Source organism: Leisingera sp. MMG026 (assembly GCF_021654205.1).
In the GTDB taxonomy this organism is placed as follows: Bacteria; Pseudomonadota; Alphaproteobacteria; order Rhodobacterales; family Rhodobacteraceae; genus Leisingera.
Window position 1 is genome coordinate 15,758 of sequence record NZ_JAKFZM010000006.1, and the last position, 23,276, is coordinate 39,033.

Genomic DNA, 23,276 nt, shown 5'->3' on the forward strand with positions numbered 1-23,276 from the left:
GGTTTCAGAATGCATGGTCCAGAACAAATTTGCCTGTATACCCGGGGGTCTCCAGCCTGCGGTGCGCTTCCGCGATCTGGTCAAGCGGCAGGATATCTTGGACCTCCGGCGCCAGGACGCCCTGGGCCAGCCAACCCGCCAATGGCTGCAGAACCTCCTGAATGGCGGGGTTTTGAACCGTCACCGGGCAAATACCCCGCGATTCCGTGAATACCCCGCCTGGCTTCCACCACTCCGGGACAATGGTTGCATAGGCGCCGCCATCTTTCACGGCAGCAAATGCCTGCTGCGCGTGTTTGTGCCCGCGCACGTCAATAGCGCCGTCCACCTGCCGCGTGTCCGGGGCGGCGAGTTCGAACCCCAGCAGAGGGGCAATTGCTGCCGCCATTGCGCCAACCGCCCCCTTTGGGTTGTTGATCAGGACACGCGCGCCCGGCGGCAAAGCCAGAGCCTGAAGAGCCGCCAGCGCTGTGCTGCCGGTCAGCGGCACTGCGGCGGCAGTGGTAAAGGGAACCGTGTCCGCAATCTTTACAACCTGACTGGCTGGCAATGCTGCAAATTCCGCGTGGGTCCCAACCAGTGATCCCGGCTGCGGCGAAATTGCCATCACCCGGTCGCCGGGGGCAAACCCCTCTGTTTCCGGGCCAAGCGCCTCGACTGTCCCTGCCGCATCCCAACCCAGGATCATCGGGAAAAGGGCGGGATCATCGGGCAGGATGGCCGCTGACCGCACGCCCGCATCCACCGGGTTCACGCTGGACGCATGGATGCGGATCAGTACCTCTCCCGGCTTGGGGTCGGGACGCGGCAGGTCTGCCATCCGGAACACATCCACGTCGCCAAAAGATCCTATGATTGCAGCTTTCATCCGTGCCTCCACTATTTTGTAGTGATCGTTAAATAATGGGCTGCTTGCCGGGTCAAGTGTTTTGTGTAATGATCGATAAGTAATTTGGAGGCGACCTTGGGGCGGCAAAGATCTTTTGACACCGGCCATGCGATTGAACAGGCGATGCTTCTATTCTGGGAGCGCGGATATGAAGCCGCATCGATGGCCGATCTCAGCGCGGCCATGGGGGTGAACCCCCCAAGCATCTATGCGGCCTTTGGCAACAAACAGGCGTTGTTTGAGCGCTGTGCGAGCCACTACGCGCAGAACATTGCGGCCTATGCCCCCCGCGCACTGGACGAGGAAGCAACGGCTGCCAAAGCCCTGCGCCGCTATGTGTTTGAGGCCATCGAAGTGTTTTCCGGCCAGGAGAGACCCAAAGGCTGCTTGCTGGTCAGTGCTGCAACCAATTGCGGTACCGCCAGTACCGGCGCGCAGAAACTGCTCGCCGGATACAGGCAGGCCAGCGAGGCAATGGTCGCGGCCCGGATCCGGCGTGGTATCGAAGACGGAGACATGCCGGCAGCAAGCGATCCGGATCTGTTGGCGAAGTACATTGCAGTTCTGATTCAGGGGCTTGCGGCGCAAGCCCGCGATGGCGCCACAGCTGATGCTTTGCACAGCGTGGCTGAACTGGCGCTGGGTCAAGTTGCTGTTTTTCCTTAGAAACCAAGGATGCCCGTCTGCTAGTCCTATCTTTAAAACCGCTGGGTCAAGCTTAACTGCTGCCGCATCTGAAATATGTTCAGAGGTTCCAAAGAACGTGTCTGCAGACCTGTTTTAAGGCCCGGATCTGTTCCCAAGCACATGTTTGTTGTCCGTAAGATTCTTGCATCACCTGGAAAACACCAAGTCCCAAAGCTGCCTTTGTCAGACTAAGGCATGCGGCCTTAGCCGCTGGCGGGCAGGCTGGTGCCCGCGGCCGCGGCAAGCAAAAATGCTGCCGGGCCTTTGGCTGAAACGGGGCATTGGAATCCCTCTCGCAAATCTCGATGCCGCTGCGTTTACAGCCAAATCCACCGCTGTCCTGGCCAAGGCTACGGACAATCATCACTTACACACGCAGTTTAACTAACTTCGACGCAAGTAGTTACGGGCCCGTTAACTCAGTCTTTCCAAGCGTCCCGCGCCAATTGCGGCGGAAATTGGACGCAACCGCCTTGATTGCCTGAATGGCGCCGCGATCTTTCCGCATTCTGCTTTCAGCGTTGGGGTTCATCCGCCCCGCTCCGGCCAAAGCCCAGGCTGCCACAAGGAATTGACGCTGTGCCTGACGACACATCTTCTGCTGACCCGGCTCTCGCCTGTGAACTGCCTTGCGGCTTCAAACTGCTGCAAGGCCAGTACCAGATCGAGCAGCTGCTGCTCAGCGGTGGCTTTGGGATCACCTATCTGGCCCGCGACAGCCTGGAACGCCGCGTTGTCATCAAGGAGTGCTTTCCGGCAGGTATCTGCCGCCGCAGTGGCACGGATGTCGAACCCAATACGGAAGAGCACGCCAAATCCTGCCGCAATGTCTTGCGCAATTTTCTGCGCGAGGCGCATCTGCAGGCCCGCGCCCGGCATTCCGGCATCGTTGGCGTGCATCAGGTGTTCAAGGAAAATCAAACCGCCTATATCGCGATGGAATTCGTCGACGGTTTGGACTTGCTGACCGTGCGGGAGGACCAGCCTGAACGGCTGACCGGGCCGCTTCTGCGGCACATTCTTTGCCAGGCACTGGAAGCGCTCGACTGCCTGCACGGGCAAGGGATTTTGCACCGCGACATCTCGCCGGACAACTTCATCCTTGGAAAGGATGGGAGCCTCACGCTGATCGATTTCGGGGCCGCCTGCGGCACTCTTCCCAATGATGATACCGCGCTGCCGGTGCTGCTCGCGGTCAAGGATGGGTATTCCGCGCATGAGCTGTACAAGCCCGAGTTGCCTCAACGCCCGGCCTGTGACCTCTATGCGCTGGGTGCCACGCTGTACTACCTGATTACCGGTAACGTGCCCGCAAGCAGCCAGCAGCGGCTGAGCGCAGTAATGGCAGGTGACCCGGACCCGTGCAATCCGCTGCTGGGCAGACCGTGGAACGCGGATCCTGCGGTGCTTGCCACCGTGGATATGGCGATGTCCGTGCTTCCGGCTGAACGGTTCCAATCGGCGCATGACTGGGCGGGCGCGCTGGCCGAAAACGGCTGCGAAACACAGAACGCTGCGGAATCAGACGCTCAACTGCCCGGCACGGTTGCGCCAGCGCCAGAAGACAATGCCAATCTGGACGCCGTCATCGCCGAGCTGGTCGCGACGGCCAATGGCGGCCTGACACCTGGGCAACCGCGCTCGGCCAGGCAGCAGCAGACCGCACCTGCCAGCAAGCCCTCCAAGCCGCGTCGCCAGCTGGTGAATATCTTCGGCGAGCCGGTCAGCGACGTGGAAGCCTGGCTGGAGGAACAGGACGCAATCCCCCGGCGGAAGAAAAACGCTCCCGCCGTGGAACGGCTGCCCGCTGCCGTATCTGCTGCGGACCTCCAGGCTGACCCGGTTCTGGAACTGCGCCAGGAAAAGCCCGGTTTCGCGGGCCGGCTGCGAAAAATCTTCGGGCGCCAGCGCAGCACCCCGGAAACGGTTAAGAACTGAAGGGAATGGGTATGAAGTTCATCAAGGATATCATCGGCGAAAAGCGGGAGAGGGTCCGCCTGGACGGTTATGCCGCACCAGAAGCAGACCCGGCCCAGGCGCCTGTGCAGGATGCGGTTGCTCCTGACGTCGCCAGTACCGGGGCTGCCCCTCCGCCTCTCAGCCTCGACCGTGGTTTCCTGCTGGATGCAGTGCCGGAAACAGCTCAGGCGGCATCCCCCGTGGAGACTGCTGCTCCGCTGGCTGGCAAGCCCGCGGATGACGGCTGGACTTATGACGCAGGGCCTGATGACGCGCTGGCAGAAGGCGAAGGCTTGCCAGGCTTTGCTGAAGAGCAGCCCCAGGACCCGGCCATTGCGGCCTTTTTCGCCCGCGAGCAAGAAACCGTGGCAGCACCAGCGGCCAGTGCTGACCCTAGGGATGCCGGAACTCTTGGCAGCCTCGCAGGCGCCGCATCAGATGATCCCTTCGCAGCTGGCGCCGAAATACCTGCGCGCGTTGGCATTGAGGATAGTTTCCGCAGCCCGGAACTGGCTGAACCAGCAGCCGAAAGCAGCGAATCCTACAGGGTCTTCAAGCGAACCCAGGCCGACGTACAGGAGCAAGGCAGCGCGCCAGATGTTGAGGAGACTTTTTCTGCAGCCTTTGCCCCAGTAAATCAGCCTCAGCCTCAGCCTCAGCCTCAGCCTCAGCCTCAGCAGCAGCCAGAAATCAGCCCGCGCGGCGTCGAAGCACAGCCTGCCAGTATCCTGGCAGGCACCCCCCAACCGGCTGCCCCTGCTCCGCAGGCGGCTCCTGTTGCCGCCCCGCAGCCGGCGCCGGCAGCTTCGCAACCTGTGGCCTCCATGGACAGCCCGGCAGACGCGTCAATTGATGTGCCGGCACCGTCGATGGGACGCGGCGCCAGCCGGGCGGGACGGGTCAAGACCCGCCTGCTGGGTTTCAGCCCGGCTCAAACCGAAGACAGCGATCCCTTTGCCCGCAGCCAGAAAGACACTGCGCCCGGTTACACCCGTTTCCCCGTCGGCTGGCTTGCCATCGTGCAGGGGCCGGGCCGCGGTGCTGCCTTTACTTTGTTCAGCGGTGTCACTGTGATCGGCCGCGGTGCCGACCAGACCGTTAGGCTGGACTTTGGTGACAACAGCATCTCGCGCGACAACCACGCAGCCATCGCCTATGACCCGGAACAGAAGGCTTTCTATATCGGCCACGGCGGCAAGGCGAATCTGGTGCGCCGCAACAACCGCCCTGTGCTCAGCACCGAAACCCTTGCGGCGGGTGATGTGATCCGCATTGGCGAAACTACCCTGCGCTTCGTGCCGCTGTGCGGCGCCGATTTCGGCTGGGACCAGCCGCAACCCAGCGATACCGACCATGCAGTGCACCGCTGAGTTCGAATATGATGCTGCGACGGCCATCAGCAAGGGCCGCCGCGAGCGCCAGGAGGACGCGCTTGCCGCCGATTTCCTGGCCGGTACCGGCACTGGTTTTGCGGTGCTGGCCGATGGCATGGGCGGCCATGCCGCCGGAGATGTCGCCAGCAAAATCGTGGTCACCGAAGTGTTCAGCGATCTGAAACTGCGCGCGGACGACCCGGGTGCGTTGGAACAGTCGATCGGCGCAGTGCTGCAGCAGGCTGCCAGCGGCGCAAATGCCTGCCTTGGCGAATACGCCAGCCATCAGCCTCAGGCCCGCGGAATGGGCGCGACGCTGCTGGCTCCGGTGCTGTTCAGCGACCGGCTTTACTGGATCTCGGTTGGTGACTCGCCGCTTTACCTGTTCCGCGACGGTGCGCTGATCCGGCTCAACGCCGATCACTCGATGGCAGCAGAGATCGACAGGCTGGCCGCCCAGGGCCGCATGGACCCGGCTGAGGCCGCCAGCCATCCGGACCGGCATTGCGTGACTTCGGTGCTGACCGGGGCGGAAATCCCCCGCATCGACTGCCGCAGCACACCCGTCCGGCTGCAGCATGGCGATATAGTTCTGGCCGCCAGCGACGGGCTGCAATTCCTGGAGGAGGACGAGATCGCCGCCGTCCTCGCTGCAGAATGCGGCAGCTCCAGCGCCCGTATCGGTGCGGCGCTGATGCGGCAGCTGGAGGTGCTGAATGCCCCGGAGCAGGACAATGCCGCGTTCTGCGTGATCAAACCCATTGACCCGCAGGCCGCTCTTCCTGCCCAGGCAAAGCCATCAGCGCTGCCGATGGACGCGCCGGTTCTGGACCCGCCGCCGCCCGAACAGCCGCCCGCGCCGCCGCGTCAGCGCAGCGGCCGCCGGGTGATCACCCTCCTGGCTTCGGCGACGTGGGATTCAGCACCCGCCGCCCGCCGCAATAAGACGGATGCATCGGCTTGAGCCTTCCTCAGACAGATATCAGCCCGCTGGCAGGCCAGCTGGAGCACACGCTCAGCGCAGGGCAGCTGCCGACAGAGTTTTCAGGCTGGGGCAGCCAGTTGCTGCGCCGGCTGCGCCAGCCGGTGCAGATCATTGTCACCGGCGTCACCGGTTCGGGCAAGTCGGCGCTGATTGATATGCTGTTGGGGCGGGTGGTCATAGGCCGCAACGCGGGCAGCGCGGTCATTGACATTTGCTATGGCGATCAGGAATGCGCGGTTTTTGAAACCGTCAAGGGCGAGCGCCTGCAGCAGGCGGGTGTTCTGGCTGATCTTGACATGCCGGCAGGCACGCTGCGGATCCGCCAGTTTCTGCCGGACCCGCGGCTGCGCACGCACAGTTACACGGAACTGCCGCTTGCAGGCCCGCAGGCCCGCCAGCAGAACCTGCTGCAGCAGGCCTCTGGCGCGGCGGATATTATCCTGTGGTGCAGCCAGGCGTTTCCGGACACGGAGCAGGCCCTGTGGGCTGAAATTCCTGACAGCACCAAGGATCACAGCTTCCTGGTGCTGACAATGGCCGACCGGCAGATCATGCGGGGAACCTTGGATGGGTTGATCAAGACGGTGGAACCGGTTGCCGCTGAGGAGTTCCTGGGCGTTTATCCGGTTGCCGCGATCCAGGGGCTGACAGCCCGGACAGCAGCCGCACCGGCACATGATCTTTGGCGCTCCAGCGGTGGCAAGCAACTGGCGGATGGCGTGATGCGGCAGGTTGAAACGGGCCGTGCCTCGGACGTGGATCAGGCCGAATTGCTGATCCGCCAGTTTGGCGGTGAAACAGCTGGCCCTGCCGCCCTGCAGTCCGCAATTCCTGCTGCGGCCCCGCCGCTGACCGCTGCCGCCGGCCTCAGCAGCGCATTGGACCAGATGCAAGCCCGCGCAGAGGAAATGCTGGCAGAGGCCGAAGCCGCAGGCGGCCCGCAGGCCGGCCCGGTGCTGGCGCAATGCATGGAGATGATCCGAGGCTTGTCGCAGACATTGGCGGCAATGCCAGGCAGCACAGCCGTTGAGGCAGCCCGCGAAGCAGCGCAGGACGGGGAGGAAATGCTGATGCTCTGCCAGCTGGAGCAGGACGAAGACGCGGCCATCGACGCGGTGACGCTGCTGATACAGCTGAAAAAGGAGCTGATCGAAGACACCACTGAATGATGACCAGCCGCACCTCCTTTCCCGCCGCCTCGCGGCCCGGCAGAGCAGAGACACACGCCAAAGCAAGACACAGCAAGGTTCAGCCATGAATATGGAAGCTCAGATCGAGAGTGCCACCGACATCCACGCCTCCGCGCGTCCGACCAATCTGAATGCGGGGCTGGAACCGCTCTTGGAATTCGCCCGCAAAGCGCAGCGGATTGAAACCGCCCTGTCTGCTTTGTCCGCGGTTTCGGGGATGCGCGTCCAGCGCAGCCTGTCGCGGCTGCAGTCGGAACTCAGCACATTTGAACCCAGTGTCACGCTGCTGGGACAGGTGAAGTCGGGCAAGACATCCCTGGTCAATGCGATGGCGGGCTGGGCTGACCTGCTGCCGTCGGACGTGAATCCCTGGACCTCGGTTGTCACCTCCTTGCATCTGACACCGGGCGATGCCCGGATTGAGAACAAGGCCTGTTTCCAGTTCATGACCGAGGATGAATGGGACCGGCTGCTGACCAAGGGCGGGCGCATCGGTGAAATGGCGGGCCGTGCCGGCGCCAGCAGCGAGCTGCAAAAAATCCGTATCCAGATCGAAGAGATGCGGGAACGCTCGCGCCAGCGGCTGGGCCGTAAATTCGAACTGCTGATGGGGCAGAAACACGAATACGGCTATTTCGATAAGAACCTGATCGAACGCTACATCTGCCTGGGCGACGACTTTGACGAGGAGGAGGGCGGCGCCGGCGAACAGGGGCGCTTTGCCGATATCACCCGCGCGGCCGACCTGTACCTGAATTGCCAAAGCGTGCCCCACCGCCTGTGCCTGCGTGACACGCCTGGCGTGAACGACACCTTCATGATGCGCGAGCAGATCACCATCCAGGCAATCCGCGACAGCCGCCTTTGCGTGGTGGTGCTGTCGGCAGGCCAGGCGCTGACCTCGGTCGACATGGGGCTGATCCGGATGATCTCCAACCTCAAGTCCCGCGAGGTGGTGATCTTCGTCAACCGCATCGACGAACTCGCCGACCCCGCCGCCCAGATCCCCGAGATCGAGGCCAGCATCCGCCAGACACTGGACACTCATCACGGGCCCGAGGACGCAACCGTTCTCTTCGGCAGCGCCTATTGGGCTAACAAGGTGCTGACCGGCGGGCTGGAGGACATGGACAAGGCAAGTTCCGCCGCGCTGCTCAATTGGGCCGAAGCCTCGGTCAACAGTTCCCATGCGGATCTGTCGGCCCAGAACATGGTTTGGGAGCTGTCCGGGCTGCCAGCGCTGAACCGGGTGGTGGCTGAGCGGATCGTGACCGACCTTGGCACGCCGCTGCTGACCCGCGTTGCCGGCTCTGCCGTTACCGCCGCCACCGGCCAGCAGGCGGCAGATGCGGTCAGAGTGCAGGTCGAGGGCGGCGCGCAGACCGGTCTTCACGACACAAGCGCCGCGTTTGAGAGTATCTGCAAATCCCATCTGGACGCACTGGAGGCCGAGACCGCGCAAATCCTCGACGGCTTCCGCGACCGCGCCGACCGGGCTCATGCCACCTTTACAGACCGCGCCACCCACGCGCTGATCGAGCATCTGGAGAAATGGGGCGAGGACTGCCACTGGGAATATGATCCCGCCGGGCTGCGGATGCTGTTGCGCTCTGCTTATTCGGTGATGACCAGCCGCCTGCAGGCTGCCGCCCAGGCCCGGTACAAGGCCGCGGTGCAGGACATTGCGGAACTGCTCTATGACGGTTTCGGCGCAGCGGTCGAGGGTATTCAGCTGTCAGTTCCCGAGGTGCCCCCGGCCAGCTCTCCGATTGCTCTGGGGCAGGCCATCGCACTGGATTTCAATGACAGCTGGTGGGCCGCCTGGTGGCGCCGCACCCGTGGTTATCAGGCTTTTGCCAAACGTTTCCGCAGCCTGATCGCGGGCGAGACCGAAGATTTCATGACCCAGCTTAAATTCGTGCAGACAGCAGATGCCGGCGCTGCTGTCCTTGCCCGGCTGCAGGGCTTTTTCGACGACCAGCGCGACATCCTGATGGAAATCGCGGACCACAGCCGCCGCGGCGGTGATGTTCAGGGGCTGATTGCCAATGACAGCCGCCGGACACAGGCCGACGACGCCTTGCAAACGCTCAGGAGCTTCACCGAATGACACAGGAATCCGCCATGCACACTCCCGTCTTCCCGGCTGCTGTACCACAGCGCAAGCCACGCCTGGCACTGATGGGCGAGTTTAGCGCCGGCAAAAGCACCCTGACCAACTTGCTTGTGGGGCGTCAGCCGCTGCCCACCCGCGTGACCGCCACCCGGTTGCCGCCGGTCTGGATATCGCACGGGCCCGAGGCGGCCAGCATCACCGGCATCGATGGCGGCGAAACTCCGCTGCTGCTCGGCGACCTTGCCAATGTGCCGATGGACACCACTGCGCTGATCCGCCTGACCCTCCCGGCAGAGGCGTTGGAGCTGTGCGATCTTATTGATATGCCCGGCATTTCGGACCCCAACATGCCGTCCAGTGTCTGGCAAAACCTGCTGCCCGAAGTTGACGGCGTTATCTGGTGCACCCATGCCACCCAGGCCTGGCGTCAGTCCGAAGCCGCCGTGTGGGAGGAAATTTCACACCGCTTTGAAGGCCCGAGTACATTGCTGATCACACATTTCGACAAGCTGCGAAACAGCCGTGATCAGGACCGTGTGGTCCGGCGTGTCAGAAAGGAAACCGGCGATGCCTTCGGCGCAATCTTTCCGCTGTCGCTAAGCCAGGCGCTGGCTGCGGGCGAGGACATGGAAGTTTGGAAGACCAGCGGCGCTGACAGTTTCATTGAATATCTGGTGGATATGCTGGTGACTTGGGCACAGCCAAACCGCGTTGCGCCTGCACAATCCAACCCTGCGGCTTCTGCACCAAATCCGCAAACGGAGCAGCCTTTAGGGGCTGACGTGCTGGACTTTGGCGGCAGACGCGAGAGCGGTGAACAGCCGCAATTGCAAGAAAGCCCTGCCTGCGCGGAAGCCGGCGACCGTGTGACACCGCGCCGGGTCACCCCGGTCAAGCGCAGCAAGCGGCCGGCCCGGTCCCGGCCCGAAACCCATCCTACTGGTGAATAGCTCATGATACCCAAACGTCCCGCAGCAGAATGGACAGCGGCCCTTGCCGGGAACGGGAGGATTCTGTGACGCTTTCCCTGCAGCTTGATACGCTGCGTCAGACCGCCAAGGGCTGCCGTTTGGCCGCCTTTGGTGATCTCGGCGCCAGCATTGTCCTGCGCAGCAGCAGCGCCGCCAGCCATCCGCAGGAATATCTTGACGGCCTCTGCCAGCAGGCCCGGCTGGGGTTCTTGCTGCTTGATGCGGCTGTGGCAGCCGGAGATCCGCAAACCGCAGCGCCGCCCGATGATGTCCTGATTCTGACCCCGGGCGAAGCACGCGTTTTCATCCGCGCCGCAGATGGTTCGGATGATGCGGTGTTGTGTGTCTGCTCCGATGCGGCAAGCGCTGGGCGGCTTGCTGCCCCGGCGCGGAGCCTGCTGGCAGCAATGGCCGGGGGGGCATGATGGCAGACGCGGCTGCTTATCTCCTGCCGCATCCGGCCGGAGCAGCCGGCGCGCTGCAGCAGGCATTGAACCGGCTGGCAGAAACACCAACCGCAATCCGTGCAGGCATGCAACAGGCTGCTGCCGGGCAGGAACCGCTCGCCGTCACTGTGTTGCGCGAAATCAGCGAAACCGTATTGCCCCGGGAACTGACCATTTGTGTCGGCCAGCAGCCCGCCGCGGTGCTCACCGTTGCGCAACGCAGGCTTACGGGGTTGACCCTGGGTCGCTCCGCAGATCCCGCGGACGGGGCAGAGGATCCAGACACAGCAGCCCGGATATTTGCCGCGCGGCTGCGCACATTGGATGCCGTTGCCGGTGGCGCAGGTTTCACAATCAAACGCCGTCCTTGCAAGGCAACCGAAGGTGCTGGCAGCTGTACTGCCAAGATGCTGAGCGACGCCATGGGCGCAGCCGAAAGCAGCAGCCCGCTGGACCGGTTCCACGCTCGCGCTACCCCTCAGGCAGAGGCTTGGATTTCATGCGGGCGGGGTGGGAATCTGTCCGGCAGCGGCGGGCCGGAGGAGCTGCTTTGCCAGTTGGAGGCAGTGCATACCGTCCTCGCGGCCAAGGGTGCTTGCCCCTCCACGGCCAGAATGCCTGCGTCCAAGCCGGAATGCCTGCTGCTGCCGGTCTCGCCTCAGGGGTGCATCATCGTGGTCTCAGCCTGCGGCGAACAGCTGCTTTTGGCCCTGCGTGCCGGCGCGGCAGATACGATGCTGCGTGTGTGGACGGAAATGTTTCCCGGCTCTTGATCCGTGCTTGCAGAAATCCGCCCGCATCAAACAATGCCCAAGCCCTGTTCCGCTCCTGACCGGTCCGGATGATAGCTTTTCCTCCAGAACAGGACGATAACCCCCGTAGCGGATATTTGCGCGGCGGCAAAAAGGGCCATTGCAACCAGCAGCCCAAAGGTGTCGGCCAGCGCGCCGCTGGCAATGACCGGCAGCGAAAACCCGCAATAGGCATAGACAAACAGGCCCGCCGTTGCCCGCGCCCTGTCATCAGGTGCGCGCAGCGACACCTCTGCCAGGGAGGCAAGATAGGTAAAGCCATAGCTTGCCGCGCTGGTGATGCAGGTTCCGGCAAGGACCAGCACCAGTGATGTCAGCCAGACGCCGGCCAGGAGCACGAGAAAGCCCAGCGGGATCAGCACAAACCCGAGTGCCAGTGCCCGGCCGTTGGACATACGCCGGGCGATGGGCTGGCAGAGAAACCCTGCGAAGATCGCCAGAAAAATGACAAGCCCGGTCCATCCGCCAAGCCCATTGGCGGCCAATTGCAACGGCACGACGGCAATGGTCATGCCGGTTGTCGACCAGGCCAGCGCCATTGCCGCACCGAACACCCAGGTGCCGGACGGAAAGACCGGCAGCCGCAGCGGTGTGACGGGTTTCGGACTGTCCGCCTTGGGCAGGGCCAAGGCGGCTGCGGCCAGAACCGGCGCTGCTGCAAGAAGCGCAAGATAGCTGAACGGCAGGAATGTCGGCCCTTGCAGGCCAAGGCTAAGCCCGGTTGCCAGAGCGCCGCCGCCGAAGCCAAGCGACGTTGCCGATGTCACAATCAAGGCCGCGGTGCGTGCCCGGGTGGCGCCAAGGATTTCGGCCATATACGCAGTGCCTGCAGTGGTCGCCAACCCGGTCCCGATACCCAGCAAAACCCGCGCCGTGACCAGGCTTGCCCAGTTTGGGAATTGTACCAGCACCGCTGTCGCAACCGCGCCAAGGACCAGGGCCAGAGCAAGAGGGATACGCCGCCCGGTCCGGTCTGACAGCCCGCCAAGCAGCAGCAGCGTTGGCATCAGGCCACCTGCATAGGCGGCGAAGGCAATTGTAACAGCAGTGGCACCGGCAGTGTTCTGCGCGGCGTAGGCGTCATACAGCGGCGCCTGCAGGTTAACGGCAAAGGTCACAGCGAACAGAATCACGGCAAGCAAAGCAGCAGACAGGAAACGGAGCATTGGGCGGACCTCGCAGGTTGACTTGCTCCGCAATGCCATGAAGTTTCGACGTATGACAATTTTTCTATTGTCCTAATGACAGTGAGCAGATGAAGAAAGCCAGATATATCCGCCTTGCCGATATGCTCGCCAATGCGATCCGCGAGGGCAAACTGGCGCCGGGCTCCAGACTGCCGACACACCGGGCCTTTGCGGAGAAATCCGGCGTCGCGCTGGCGACTGCAACCCGTGTCTACAAGGAACTGGAGCGCAGGGGGCTTGTCAGCGGCGAGGCCGGGCGCGGCACCTTTGTGCGTGATCCTGGCCTGCCCATGACACTGGGGGTGCATCAAACAGCGGCTGAGGGGATCACGGATCTGGTGTTCAATATGCCAGGCGGACCCGCGGACGCAGACATTTTGCGGGCCGGATTGCGGCGGCTGGCGGCGGCGGGCGATCTGGATGCGATGCTGCGCTATCAGCCCCACGGCGGCCGCATGCACGAACGCCGGATCATCGCCGAAAGCCTTGGACGGTCGCTAGGCCGGATTGACCCTGAGCATTTGCTGGTCACCTCAGGCAGCCAGCATGGGCTGGCGATCACTTGTTTGGGGCTGTTTCAGCCCGGCGATGTGATCGCTGCTGATGCGCTTACATATCCAGGGTTCAAATCCGCTGCCGCATTGAATGGTCTGGAACTTGCCCCGGTCGGGACGCAGCAGGGTGTCATGGACCCGGATGATCTGGACCGGCAATGCCGCATGCGGAACATAACTGCTGTCTATCTGATGCCGACGGTCCAAAGCCCGCTGGGAACCGTCATGGATGAAACAGTCCGGCTGCGCATGCTTGACGTGGCGCAGCGGCACAACCTCCTTATCATTGAGGACGCGGCGTATGCGTTTTTGGAACCGGATCCGCCGCCCGCTTTCCTGTCGCTGGCACCGGACCGGACGGTGCATATCGGCGGTTTTTCCAAAAGCCTCGCAACCGGTTTGCGGTTGGGATATGCGGTCGCGCCTGCAAACCGCACTGCAGCGCTGCTGGAAGCGATCCGCGCGACGACCTGGAACGCGCCCGCATTGATTTCCGCATTGATCACAGGCTGGATCGAAGACGGGACGCTGAAAAACTCCGAGGAAGCCCGCAGGCAGGATGGCGCCGCGCGCCAATCGGTATGCCGGGAGGTCTTTGGCGAGGCTTCGGTCATTTCGCATCGAAACGCGGGGTTTGCCTGGCTGCCGCTTGAAAAAGGTGCCCGTGCGCAACCTATCGTGACGCGATTGAACGGTCAGGGGATCTCGGTATCCGGCGCAGACGCTTTTGCAACAGCTGCCGCAGCTCCGCAGGCCCTGAGGCTGGCGTTTGGCGGTTTGCCGATGGCAGAGCTGCGCGGCACACTGGAGACGGTGCGCCAAGCGGTTCAAGCTGAGAGGGCAGGCTAGGGCGGGCATCCCAAAATGCGGCCCGCTGGTCATGTGTTTCTTCAGCCGTTGCCGGCTGGGTTCAGAACCACTGCCCCGGCTCCATCAGCCCCAAATCCAATAGTTGGCGCGAATGCCATTCAAACGGCGCGGAGTTGTGCCACCGGAAGGTTTCAATATCGAAGGTGGAGCCAGGATTGCGTTTCAGCGCCTTGGCGGTGCGGAAAGAACAGACCGCAGCAGTCAGGTTATGATGCCAGGGGCAGGCATAGGTGTTGTATTCCTGGTCGTTGAAAGTGTGGTCCTGCTGCAGCACCAGTCCCGGTTTGGCCTTGAACAGTGATATCCGGTCGATTTTACGGCTTTTCTCCGGGATATGCTCTTCGAACCGCCAGCGCACCCCGCCAAAGAAATCCAGCTGCCGTTCGCGCGGATGGCCGGTTTCTGGGTCCTTGCGCGACTGGGCATAGTAACCGGATTTGTCGAGATAGGCCGCCTCCAGCGAGACAGCGCCGGGGCAGGCCTCCAGATCGCCGGCATAAAGGTCGATCACATAGCTGAGCACCGCATCCCGCCGCTCTTCGGTGTGGAAGGTCAGCATTTCGCCAACGCTGCGCGTCTCGCAGAACGGGTAGAACAGATATTCGGCATTGTAGCAGTAATAAAGCCAGCAACCGGGTTGCGCGGCAGCGATCACAGCATTGACGGCCCCTGTCAGCGCGCCCTCAGGGGCGCAGTCAAACGGCACCCGGTGCACCTTGGCGCGTACATCCTGCGGCAAGTCAAAGGCATCCGGCATCAGGGCCACAACCGCTTTGAAACCGCTTTGCAGGTGGTGGCGCAGCGTGGTGGCGATCTCCACCTCATCCTCGACAAAGACCAGCGCAACCGGTCCTTTGGCCAGCAACGCCTTACCCTCTTTCAGGAAATCCTGCAGCGAAGAATACATCATGCCTGTCTGCCTTTTGCCTTTCTGGCCATTGCGGCCAAAATCGGGTAAATCCCGCCTCATTGCAAGCGGCGGCATTTGTCTGTAAGGCAGGCCGCTGTTTACCCACCTTGGCTGGAAGGCTGACCCGCATGAGCGCCCCGAAGAAGCTGTTTATCAAGACCTATGGCTGTCAGATGAATGTCTATGACAGCGAACGCATGGCCGAAGCGCTGGGCGGTGAAGGCTATATCGAGACCAAATCGGCAGATGACGCCGACATGATCCTGCTCAATACCTGCCACATCCGGGAAAAGGCCGCCGAGAAAGTCTATTCCGAGCTGGGCCGTTTCAAAGGGCTGAAGGCAGAGAAGCCGGATCTGAAGATCGGTGTCGCCGGCTGTGTCGCCCAGGCCGAGGGTGAAGAGATCATGCGCCGCCAGCCGCTGGTGGATCTGGTGGTCGGCCCGCAAAGCTATCACCGTCTGCCCGAAATGGAAGCCAAGACGCGCGAAGGGGAAAAGGTGCTGGACACCGATTTCCCCGAGGAAGACAAGTTCGAAAAACTCAAGAACCGCCCCAAGGCCAAGCGCGGCCCCACCGCGTTTCTGACGGTGCAGGAAGGCTGCGACAAATTCTGTGCCTTCTGCGTGGTGCCCTATACCCGCGGCGCCGAAGTTTCGCGCCCCGCGGACCGCATCCTGACCGAAGCCCGCGATCTGGTGGAGCGCGGCGTGCGCGAAATCACCCTGCTGGGCCAGAATGTGAATGCCTACCATGGTGCCGGCCCCAATGGCGACCTGACCCTGGCGCAGCTGATCTGGGAGTTGGACAAGGTCGACGGGCTGGAGCGTATCCGCTTCACCACGTCGCATCCCAACGACATGCAGGACGACCTGATCGAGGCGCATGGCACCTGCGCCAAGCTGATGCCTTATCTGCATCTGCCGGTGCAGGCGGGGTCTGACAAGATCCTGAAGCGGATGAACCGCGCCCACACCGCCGAAAGCTACCTCCGCCTGATTGAGCGCATCCGCGCCGCGCGGCCCGACATCCTGATCTCCGGCGACTTCATCGTCGGTTTCCCGGAAGAAACCGAGGACGATTTCCAGGCCACCATGGACCTGGTGGAAGAAGTGAAATACGGCACTGCCTATTCTTTCAAATACTCGACCCGCCCCGGCACCCCTGCAGCCGAACGCGCCCAGGTCGATCCGGCCGCGGCGGATGACCGTTTGCAGCGCCTGCAGGCTCTGCTGACCCGGCAGCAGCGCGAGGTGCAGGACAGCATGGTGGGCCGCGAGGTGGGTGTTCTGTTTGAGAAGCCGGGCCGCCGGCCGGGCCAGATGGTCGGTAAATCCGACTACCTCCACGCCGTCCATGTCGCTGATTGCAACCGCGCGCCGGGGGACCTGGCCCGGGTGCGCATCATTTCCTCTGGCGCAAATTCCCTGGCCGGGGAGTTGATCGGCTAAAACTCCCGCCACAGCGCGAATCTTCCCAGCCGCTTTTTACAGGGCGGCTCAATTTCCGTTTATTCTGAATACGCAGGTGAGTCCCGATTGCATCGGTTCCGGCGACAATTTCCTTTTGGTGCTTTGAGTGTCCCGGAAAATGCGATTAATCTGCGCGGAATAACAATTAATTTAGCAGGTATACTGCATCAATTTCAGGTAGTTTGACTCTTATGGCCTGAGCGGTGGGCACGTAAGCGGCAAGCGCGCTGGGGGAACTTAGGTGAAGGAAATCTGGTTGTGTTGATACTCAAATTTAATAAGGCGGTTGCATTGGCCGCCGCTGCTGCGGCCGCGCTCAGCATCGCTGCCGCGCCTGCCAGCGCGCAAACTCAGCGGACCATCAAGGGCGAACGTTATGTGCCCACCATCTGGGTTGACCCGGACGGCTGCGAACACTGGGTGATGGATGACGGTGCCGAAGGCTTCATGTCCCCGCATGTGACCCCGGATGGCAAGCCGGTCTGCCGCCGCGGCAACATTTGCGGCGTGATGCCGACAGATCAGTTTTTTGCCACAGACAAACACTACATCAATGCCGCAGGCCGCAAGCGCCTGGGGGAATTTTTCCATCAGGCGAAATCCAATGGCGCCCGCGCCTTTATCGTGGCAGGCCATACCGACAGCCGGGCCTCGGATGAATACAATATCCGCCTGTCCGAGCGTCGCGCCCATGCCGTGGCTCAGGCGGGCCGTTCGGTGGGTGCGCGGATCAAGGATGTGCGCGCCTACGGTGAACGCGATCCGCGGGTGCCTAACACCAGTGCCGGAAATATGGCGCAAAACCGCCGTGTCGAAATCTATTGCCTGCGCTGAGGAGACAAAACCCATGCTGATGCGTAAAACACTTCTGCTCCTCGCCGCCGCGGCCCTGGTCCCGGCCTGTTCCGAAACCCTGGACAAAACCCGTGACCAGCATGCCGGCGATGGCTCCTCTAGCCATCTGTCGAACATGACCGCGGGCATCTGGGTCGACCCGCAGGGCTGCGAACACTGGATCATCGACGACGGTCTCGAAGGCTACGCCGACCTGCGCCGCACACCCGACGGCAAGCCGGTCTGCAACAGCAACCTGCCGCGCAACACTGCCACCGGCCCGTTCAAGGCAGGTTCAACTTTTGCCGACGCGCTATAATACGGAAAGAACGGCACGCTAAGAAGCCGCCCTCCGGGGCGGCTCTTTTGTTTCAATTGAGTGATTTTCCGCTGCTGATGCTTGCGCAAACGGGACAACGGCGGCAAACTGAAAGGGCAACGCCAGATTGAGGAGATCAGCTTGGCCATCAGTGCCCTGAATGACGCGCAAGACCAGTCCGCAACCCATGAAGTGCTTCTGGAATTTCCCGACAACCGATTGCTGATCGACCTGTGCGGCGAATACGACCGCAACTTGGCTGACATCGAACAGAAACTGGGCGTGCAGATCGTCCGCCGCGGCAACCAGCTATCGGTGATGGGCGAGGAGTCGGCACGCGGACAGGCGGCAGGCGTGCTCACCGCGCTTTATGACCGGCTGGAAACCGGCCGCAGCGTCGAAAGCGGCGATATCGACCGCGAATTGCGCATGGGGCAAGAGACTGCGGATGCCGAACCGGACGGCCAATTGCAAATGTTCCGCGGCGGCCGGGTGGAAATCAAAACCCGCAAAAAACTGGTGGAGCCGCGCACCGAAGCACAGAAGGCCTATGTGCATTCGTTGTTCGAAAGTGAACTGGCCTTCGGGATCGGCCCGGCAGGCACGGGCAAGACCTATCTCGCCGTTGCGGTGGGTGTTTCCATGTTCATCACCGGCCATGTGGACCGTATCATCCTCAGCCGCCCGGCGGTGGAGGCGGGCGAAAAGCTCGGCTACCTGCCCGGCGACATGAAGGACAAGGTCGATCCTTACATGCAGCCTTTGTACGATGCGCTGAACGACTTCCTGCCGGAAAAACAGGCGGCCAAACTGATCGAGGAAAAACGCATCGAAATCGCGCCGCTTGCTTTCATGCGCGGACGGACGCTGTCCAACGCCTTTGTGGTGCTGGATGAGGCGCAAAATGCGACCACCATGCAGATGAAGATGTTCCTGACCCGCCTGGGCGAAGGCTCGCGCATGGTGATAACCGGCGACCGCTCCCAGGTCGATCTGCCGCGCGGCGTGCAATCGGGTCTGGCAGACGCGGAACGGCTGCTGAACGCGATCCCGAAAATCAGCTTCAATTACTTCACTGCCCGCGACGTGGTGCGGCACCCCCTTGTGGCGGCGATCATCGAAGCCTATGACGCGGATGCTAAACCGGCCTGATGCAAAGGCTCTGCCGGGTTTCACCTTTGTAAAAATACTCCGGGGGTGCGGGGGCTGGCCCCCGTATGTGCAACGGCTCCATGACGCTCGACATCACGATCGAAGACAGCCGCTGGCAAGAGGCCGGGCTTGAAGCACTGGCTGAACAGGCTGTCTCAGCGGTTCTGGCGCATTTTGCGTTGGACCCGGAGGATTGCGAAATCTCGCTTCTGGCCTGTGATGATCCGCGCATTGCGGATCTCAACGCCGAATTCCGCGAAAAGGCCAAGCCGACAAATGTGCTGAGCTGGCCCGCCGAAGACCTTGCTGCGGAAGAAGACGGCGGCACCCCGGCGCTGCCCGAGGCGGATTTCACCGGCGAATACCCGCTGGGCGACATTGCGGTTTCTTATGACACTTGCGCCCGTGAAGCGGCGGAAGCAGGCAAGCCGCTGGGCGATCATACCCGCCATTTGATCGTTCACGGAATGTTGCATCTTTTCGGTTATGATCACATTCGTGACCGCGATGCCGCATTGATGGAAGGGATTGAGGTGCTGCTACTTGGCAAAATGGGTATCGCGAACCCATATATGAGTGAGGACGCCCCTTAAGCGGGGCCTTTGGATAGGATCGATGGGCGACATAGAAGGCAGTTCTAACGCGGCGCAGGGCGCGCTGCAGAACATCAATGGCACGGCAGCGGATGCGCCGGCCTCTGGGAAAACCGGTTTCTGGGCACGGCTCTTCGGGGCCTTCAGCGCAGAGCCGCAGTCCGAAGAAGACAGTGGCCGCGAACAGCCCGTTTCCGGCACAGAACCGCGCGGCATGATGAACCTGCGCCGGCTGCGGGTTGAGGATGTCGCTATTCCATCTGCAGAAATCGCTGCCGTGCCGGTTTCCATCGCCAAGGAAGACCTTGTCGGCATTTTCCGCGAAAGCGGCTTTACCCGGATCCCGGTGTATGAGGGCACGCTGGACACGCCGCTGGGTTTTGTCCACCTCAAGGATTTCTCGCTGACCCACGGCTTCAACGGCGGCACCTCGGACTTCGAGCTGTCCCAAATGCTGCGTCCGCTGCTGTTTGTGCCGCCTTCGATGCCGATCGGGGTGCTGCTGACCAAGATGCAGGCCGAGCGCCGCCATATGGCGCTGGTGATCGACGAATACGGCGGTGTGGACGGGCTTGTCACCATCGAGGATTTGATCGAGCAGGTGGTGGGCGAGATCGAGGACGAGCACGACGCGGATGAACTGCAGACCTGGTTCGAGGAAAAGCCCGGATGCTACATCGCGCTTGCCCGGACTCCGCTGCCGGAATTCGAGACTGAGATCGGCCAGTCTCTGACCAGCCACGATGACGTGGACGAGGAGGAGATCGAGACCCTGGGCGGGCTGGTCTTCATGCTCTCGGGCCGGGTGCCAGCCCGCGGCGAGGTGATCGAACACCCCGAAGGCACTGAATTTGAAGTGATGGACGCCGACCCCCGCCGGATTAAGCGGCTGCGGGTGCGGTTGCCGGACGCCGCTGCATGACGGCAATCCGGCTGCGGCAGGCCGTGCGGCAGCTCCGCCCGGCCCGGGCCGGGCTGGCCTTTGGCGGCGGCGCGCTGGCGTCTCTGGCACTTGCCCCCTGGAGTTTTTTGTTCGGACTGCCGCTTGCCTTGGGTGCCGCAGGCTGGCTGGTTCTGCAGGCCGCCACGGCGCGCGCGGCGATGCTGGCCGGCTGGCTGTTCGGGCTGGGGTATTTTGCCTTTGGCCTGTCCTGGATCCTGGAACCCTTTCAGATTGATCCGGAACGCCATGCCTGGATGGCGCCTTTTGCGCTGCTGTTTCTGGCGGCGGGGCTTGCTTTGTTCTGGGGCGCTGCGTTTGGACTGGCCGTCCGGTTCAGCGCCGGCGCCTGGCGGATCCCGATGCTGGTGGCCGCCTGGTCCCTGGCGGAAATTGGCCGCGCTTATCTGCTGACCGGCTTTCCCTGGGCGGCTTTCGGACAGTTCTGGATTGATACGTCTGCCGCAAACCTGCTGCCATGGATCGGCCCGCAAGGGCTGGCGCTGCTGACGCTTGCGGCCTTCCTGCCGCTGACCTTGCTGCGGCAGGCCCCGGCGGCAGCCTTGGCGCCATTGGGACTGGCGGCAGCCGCTGCCTTTGCCGTTCCCGCCCCGCCGCAGGCAAATCCAACAGGCAAGACCGTGCGAATCGTTCAGCCCAACGCACCGCAGGATTTGAAGTGGCATCCGGATCACCGCTGGGAATTTGTCCGCCGCGCTGTTGCCTTTTCTGCCGAAGCGCCGCGTCCGGATCTGATTGTCTGGCCGGAAACCGCGGTGCCGCAGCTGCTGAATTATGCGGATGACACCCTGCGGGTCATTTCCGAAAACGCCGGCGGGGTTCCGGTACTTCTGGGCATCCAGCGGGAGGAGGCTGGCGCCTTTTACAATTCTGCGGTGCTGCTGGACACGGATGGCCAACCCGCTGCCGCCTATGACAAGGCGCATCTGGTGCCGTTCGGGGAATATGTGCCCTTTGGCGACGTCATGGCCCGGTTCGGGATCTATGGCTTTGCGTCGCGGGCAGGTGCGGGCTATGCCGCCGGGCCTGGCCCCCAAGTCATGGATCTGCCAATTGGCCGCGCCTTGCCGCTGATCTGCTACGAGGCTGTTTTCCCACAGGATGTGAATGCCGCAGAGACCCGCCCTGACATGCTGGTGCAGGTCACCAATGACGCTTGGTTCGGCACCCGGTCCGGCCCGTACCAGCACCTGGTGCAGGCCAGGATGCGGGCCATCGAGCAGGGCCTGCCAATGATCCGGGCTGCAAATACCGGTGTGTCTGCAATGATCGGTGCGGACGGAACCCTGCTGAACAGCCTGCCGCTGGGTGAAGCGGGTTTTATTGACGCGGCGCTGCCTGCGCCGCTGCCGCCGACGCTCTACAGCCGCACCGGGGATTGGCCGATGTTCCTGCTGTGCCTGTTGGCTACAGCCGCGGTTTTTTTGCGCTCCCGCGCCCTTGTGCCGCGGTCATAGCTGCTTAACTCTATTGGAATATAGATTGACCCGCGCGGATGGGCCGCGTACTGCGGCTTGATACCTGCCACAACGGCTTCCTGGCGTGGCAAGGATGGAACCAGTGGAGCACTTTTCATGACCCGTATGAACTACACTTTCACTTCGGAATCTGTCTCCGAAGGCCACCCGGACAAGGTCTGCGACCGCATTTCAGATGCGGTGCTGGATGCTTTCCTGGCGGAAGAACCCGAAGCACGAGTGGCAGCTGAGACTTTCGCCACCACAAACCGTGTTGTCATCGGGGGCGAAGTCGGCCTGTCCGACCAGGACAAGCTGCACGATTACATGGGCAAGATCGATGAGATCACCCGGGCCTGCATCAAGGACATCGGCTACGAGCAGGACAAATTCCACCACGAAACCGTGGAGGTGACCAACCTGCTGCACGAGCAGTCCGCCCATATCGCGCAAGGCGTGGATGCGTCCGGCGACAAGGACGAAGGCGCTGGCGACCAAGGCATCATGTTTGGTTTTGCCACCAATGAAACCGATGCGCTGATGCCTGCGCCGATCCAGTATTCCCACGCGATCCTGCGCCGCTTGGCGGAAGTGCGCAAAAACGGCACTGAGCCTGCGCTGGGCCCGGATGCGAAATCGCAGCTGTCGGTGGTATACGATGGCGGCAAGCCGGTGGGCGTCAGCTCGCTGGTGCTGTCGACCCAGCATCTGGACGAAAGCCTGACCTCGGCTGATATCCGTGCATTGGTGGAACCCTACATCCGTGAAACCCTGCCCGAAGGCTGGCTGACGGACGCCACCAAATGGCATGTGAACCCGACCGGCAAATTTGTGATCGGCGGCCCGGATGGCGATGCAGGCCTTACCGGCCGTAAAATCATCGTGGACACCTATGGCGGTGCGGCCCCGCATGGCGGCGGCGCGTTTTCCGGCAAGGACCCGACCAAGGTGGACCGCTCGGCAGCCTATGCCGCGCGCTATCTGGCCAAAAACGTGGTGGCTGCGGGCATCGCGGAGAAATGCACCATTCAGCTGTCTTATGCCATTGGCGTGTCCAAGCCGTTGTCGATTTATGCAGACACCCATGGCACCGGTGAAGTGGACGCCGCAGCGATTGAAAAGGCGATCGACCAGGTGATGGATCTGACCCCGCGCGGCATCCGTTCGCATCTGGGCCTGAATAAGCCGATTTATCAGCGCACCGCTGCCTATGGCCATTTCGGCCGCGACCCGGAAGCCGATGGCGGTTTCAGCTGGGAGCGCACTGACCTGGCCGGGGCGCTGAAGAAAGCAGTCTGACACCGGGCTGATCGAAACAAGAGAGCGGGCCGCAGGGGCCGCTCTTTTTCGTTTGGGTGATACTCCCGCCCGTTTCGGCGCATTCTGGGAATGCGCCTCTCCCGTTGGGCCGGGCGCCGCGCTGCGGACCGGTCAGCAATGCTGACCGGGTGTTTCGCGCGCGAAGTATTGAGGCAGAAGAGCTGGCGTTTTGAGGCTGGAAGACACCGGTTTGCTGCACCATAGTGCAAGGAAGATTGT

The 23,276-nt window shown here is 62.5% G+C and carries 21 protein-coding genes and 1 riboswitch; of the genes, 18 read left to right on the top strand and 3 right to left on the bottom strand.

What is annotated here, in order from left to right; all coding sequences use genetic code 11:
* Positions 1–4: 4 nt before the first annotated feature.
* On the bottom strand, positions 5–868 hold the full coding sequence (locus L1069_RS04490; RefSeq protein ID WP_237454923.1) for an NADP-dependent oxidoreductase: 864 nt from the start codon (positions 866–868) through the stop codon (positions 5–7).
* Between the two features lie 96 nt (positions 869–964).
* Between L1069_RS04490 and L1069_RS04495 the strand changes: the two genes are divergently transcribed.
* From L1069_RS04495 to L1069_RS04535, 9 genes are all read left to right on the top strand, one after another.
* Positions 965–1,555 (top strand): TetR/AcrR family transcriptional regulator, encoded by a 591-nt coding sequence (locus L1069_RS04495; protein ID WP_237454924.1) that lies wholly within the window; start codon positions 965–967, stop codon positions 1,553–1,555.
* A gap of 600 nt (positions 1,556–2,155) precedes the next feature.
* Positions 2,156–3,514 carry a protein kinase gene (locus tag L1069_RS04500; protein WP_237454925.1) on the top strand — a complete coding sequence of 453 codons (1,359 nt, stop codon included), beginning with the start codon at positions 2,156–2,158 and terminating at the stop codon, positions 3,512–3,514.
* Positions 3,515–3,525: 11 nt separating this feature from the next.
* A complete protein-coding gene (locus L1069_RS04505) occupies positions 3,526–4,905 on the top strand; it encodes an FHA domain-containing protein (RefSeq protein ID WP_237454926.1) in 1,380 nt (459 codons plus the stop codon).
* A complete protein-coding gene (locus tag L1069_RS04510) occupies positions 4,889–5,872 on the top strand; it encodes a protein phosphatase 2C domain-containing protein (protein WP_237454927.1) in 984 nt (327 codons plus the stop codon). Before L1069_RS04505 ends, L1069_RS04510 begins: the two co-directional genes overlap by 17 nt.
* Positions 5,869–7,062 carry a hypothetical protein gene (locus L1069_RS04515; protein ID WP_237454928.1) on the top strand — a complete coding sequence of 398 codons (1,194 nt, stop codon included), beginning with the start codon at positions 5,869–5,871 and terminating at the stop codon, positions 7,060–7,062. The genes L1069_RS04510 and L1069_RS04515 overlap by 4 nt, the downstream gene beginning before the upstream one ends.
* A gap of 85 nt (positions 7,063–7,147) precedes the next feature.
* A complete protein-coding gene (locus L1069_RS04520) occupies positions 7,148–9,193 on the top strand; it encodes a dynamin family protein (protein WP_237454929.1) in 2,046 nt (681 codons plus the stop codon).
* Complete coding sequence (locus L1069_RS04525) at positions 9,190–10,149, top strand: dynamin family protein (RefSeq protein WP_237454930.1); 960 nt, start codon at positions 9,190–9,192, stop codon at positions 10,147–10,149. Before L1069_RS04520 ends, L1069_RS04525 begins: the two co-directional genes overlap by 4 nt.
* Before the next feature lie 65 nt (positions 10,150–10,214).
* A complete protein-coding gene (locus tag L1069_RS04530) occupies positions 10,215–10,595 on the top strand; it encodes a hypothetical protein (protein ID WP_237454931.1) in 381 nt (126 codons plus the stop codon).
* Complete coding sequence (locus L1069_RS04535; protein WP_237454932.1) at positions 10,595–11,389, top strand: hypothetical protein; 795 nt, start codon at positions 10,595–10,597, stop codon at positions 11,387–11,389. Before L1069_RS04530 ends, L1069_RS04535 begins: the two co-directional genes overlap by 1 nt.
* Positions 11,390–11,415: 26 nt before the next feature.
* Here L1069_RS04535 and L1069_RS04540 read toward each other — a convergent pair whose 3' ends face one another.
* The gene (locus L1069_RS04540) at positions 11,416–12,594 is read right to left on the bottom strand and encodes an MFS transporter (RefSeq protein ID WP_237454933.1); all 1,179 of its coding nucleotides are present in this window, start codon (positions 12,592–12,594) and stop codon (positions 11,416–11,418) included.
* Positions 12,595–12,683: 89 nt separating this feature from the next.
* Here L1069_RS04540 and L1069_RS04545 point away from each other — a divergent pair, with 89 nt between their 5' ends.
* On the top strand, positions 12,684–14,018 hold the full coding sequence (locus L1069_RS04545) for a PLP-dependent aminotransferase family protein (protein WP_237454934.1): 1,335 nt from the start codon (positions 12,684–12,686) through the stop codon (positions 14,016–14,018).
* Positions 14,019–14,079: 61 nt separating this feature from the next.
* Here L1069_RS04545 and L1069_RS04550 read toward each other — a convergent pair whose 3' ends face one another.
* Complete coding sequence (locus L1069_RS04550) at positions 14,080–14,949, bottom strand: hypothetical protein (protein ID WP_134828860.1); 870 nt, start codon at positions 14,947–14,949, stop codon at positions 14,080–14,082.
* 128 nt (positions 14,950–15,077) lie between these two features.
* Between L1069_RS04550 and miaB the strand changes: the two genes are divergently transcribed.
* From miaB to metK, 8 genes are all read left to right on the top strand, one after another.
* Complete coding sequence (gene miaB / locus L1069_RS04555) at positions 15,078–16,400, top strand: tRNA (N6-isopentenyl adenosine(37)-C2)-methylthiotransferase MiaB (protein WP_237454935.1); 1,323 nt, start codon at positions 15,078–15,080, stop codon at positions 16,398–16,400.
* 273 nt (positions 16,401–16,673) lie between these two features.
* Positions 16,674–17,255: an OmpA family protein gene (locus L1069_RS04560; protein WP_237455005.1), complete on the top strand. Its 582-nt coding sequence runs from the start codon at positions 16,674–16,676 to the stop codon at positions 17,253–17,255.
* A 13-nt stretch (positions 17,256–17,268) separates the two neighbouring features.
* On the top strand, positions 17,269–17,574 hold the full coding sequence (locus tag L1069_RS04565) for a hypothetical protein (RefSeq protein ID WP_129369476.1): 306 nt from the start codon (positions 17,269–17,271) through the stop codon (positions 17,572–17,574).
* A 141-nt stretch (positions 17,575–17,715) separates the two neighbouring features.
* Positions 17,716–18,726: a PhoH family protein gene (locus L1069_RS04570; RefSeq protein ID WP_134828862.1), complete on the top strand. Its 1,011-nt coding sequence runs from the start codon at positions 17,716–17,718 to the stop codon at positions 18,724–18,726.
* Between the two features lie 80 nt (positions 18,727–18,806).
* On the top strand, positions 18,807–19,319 hold the full coding sequence (ybeY, locus tag L1069_RS04575) for an rRNA maturation RNase YbeY (protein WP_237454936.1): 513 nt from the start codon (positions 18,807–18,809) through the stop codon (positions 19,317–19,319).
* A gap of 22 nt (positions 19,320–19,341) precedes the next feature.
* Positions 19,342–20,241: a hemolysin family protein gene (locus L1069_RS04580; protein WP_129369479.1), complete on the top strand. Its 900-nt coding sequence runs from the start codon at positions 19,342–19,344 to the stop codon at positions 20,239–20,241.
* Positions 20,238–21,737 carry an apolipoprotein N-acyltransferase gene (gene lnt, locus L1069_RS04585; RefSeq protein ID WP_237454937.1) on the top strand — a complete coding sequence of 500 codons (1,500 nt, stop codon included), beginning with the start codon at positions 20,238–20,240 and terminating at the stop codon, positions 21,735–21,737. The genes L1069_RS04580 and lnt overlap by 4 nt, the downstream gene beginning before the upstream one ends.
* Before the next feature lie 61 nt (positions 21,738–21,798).
* Positions 21,799–21,848, top strand: a riboswitch (SAM-SAH riboswitch).
* Between the two features lie 6 nt (positions 21,849–21,854).
* Positions 21,855–23,036, top strand: coding sequence for a methionine adenosyltransferase (gene metK / locus L1069_RS04590; protein WP_134828865.1), 1,182 nt, complete (start codon positions 21,855–21,857; stop codon positions 23,034–23,036).
* Positions 23,037–23,276: the final 240 nt, after the last annotated feature.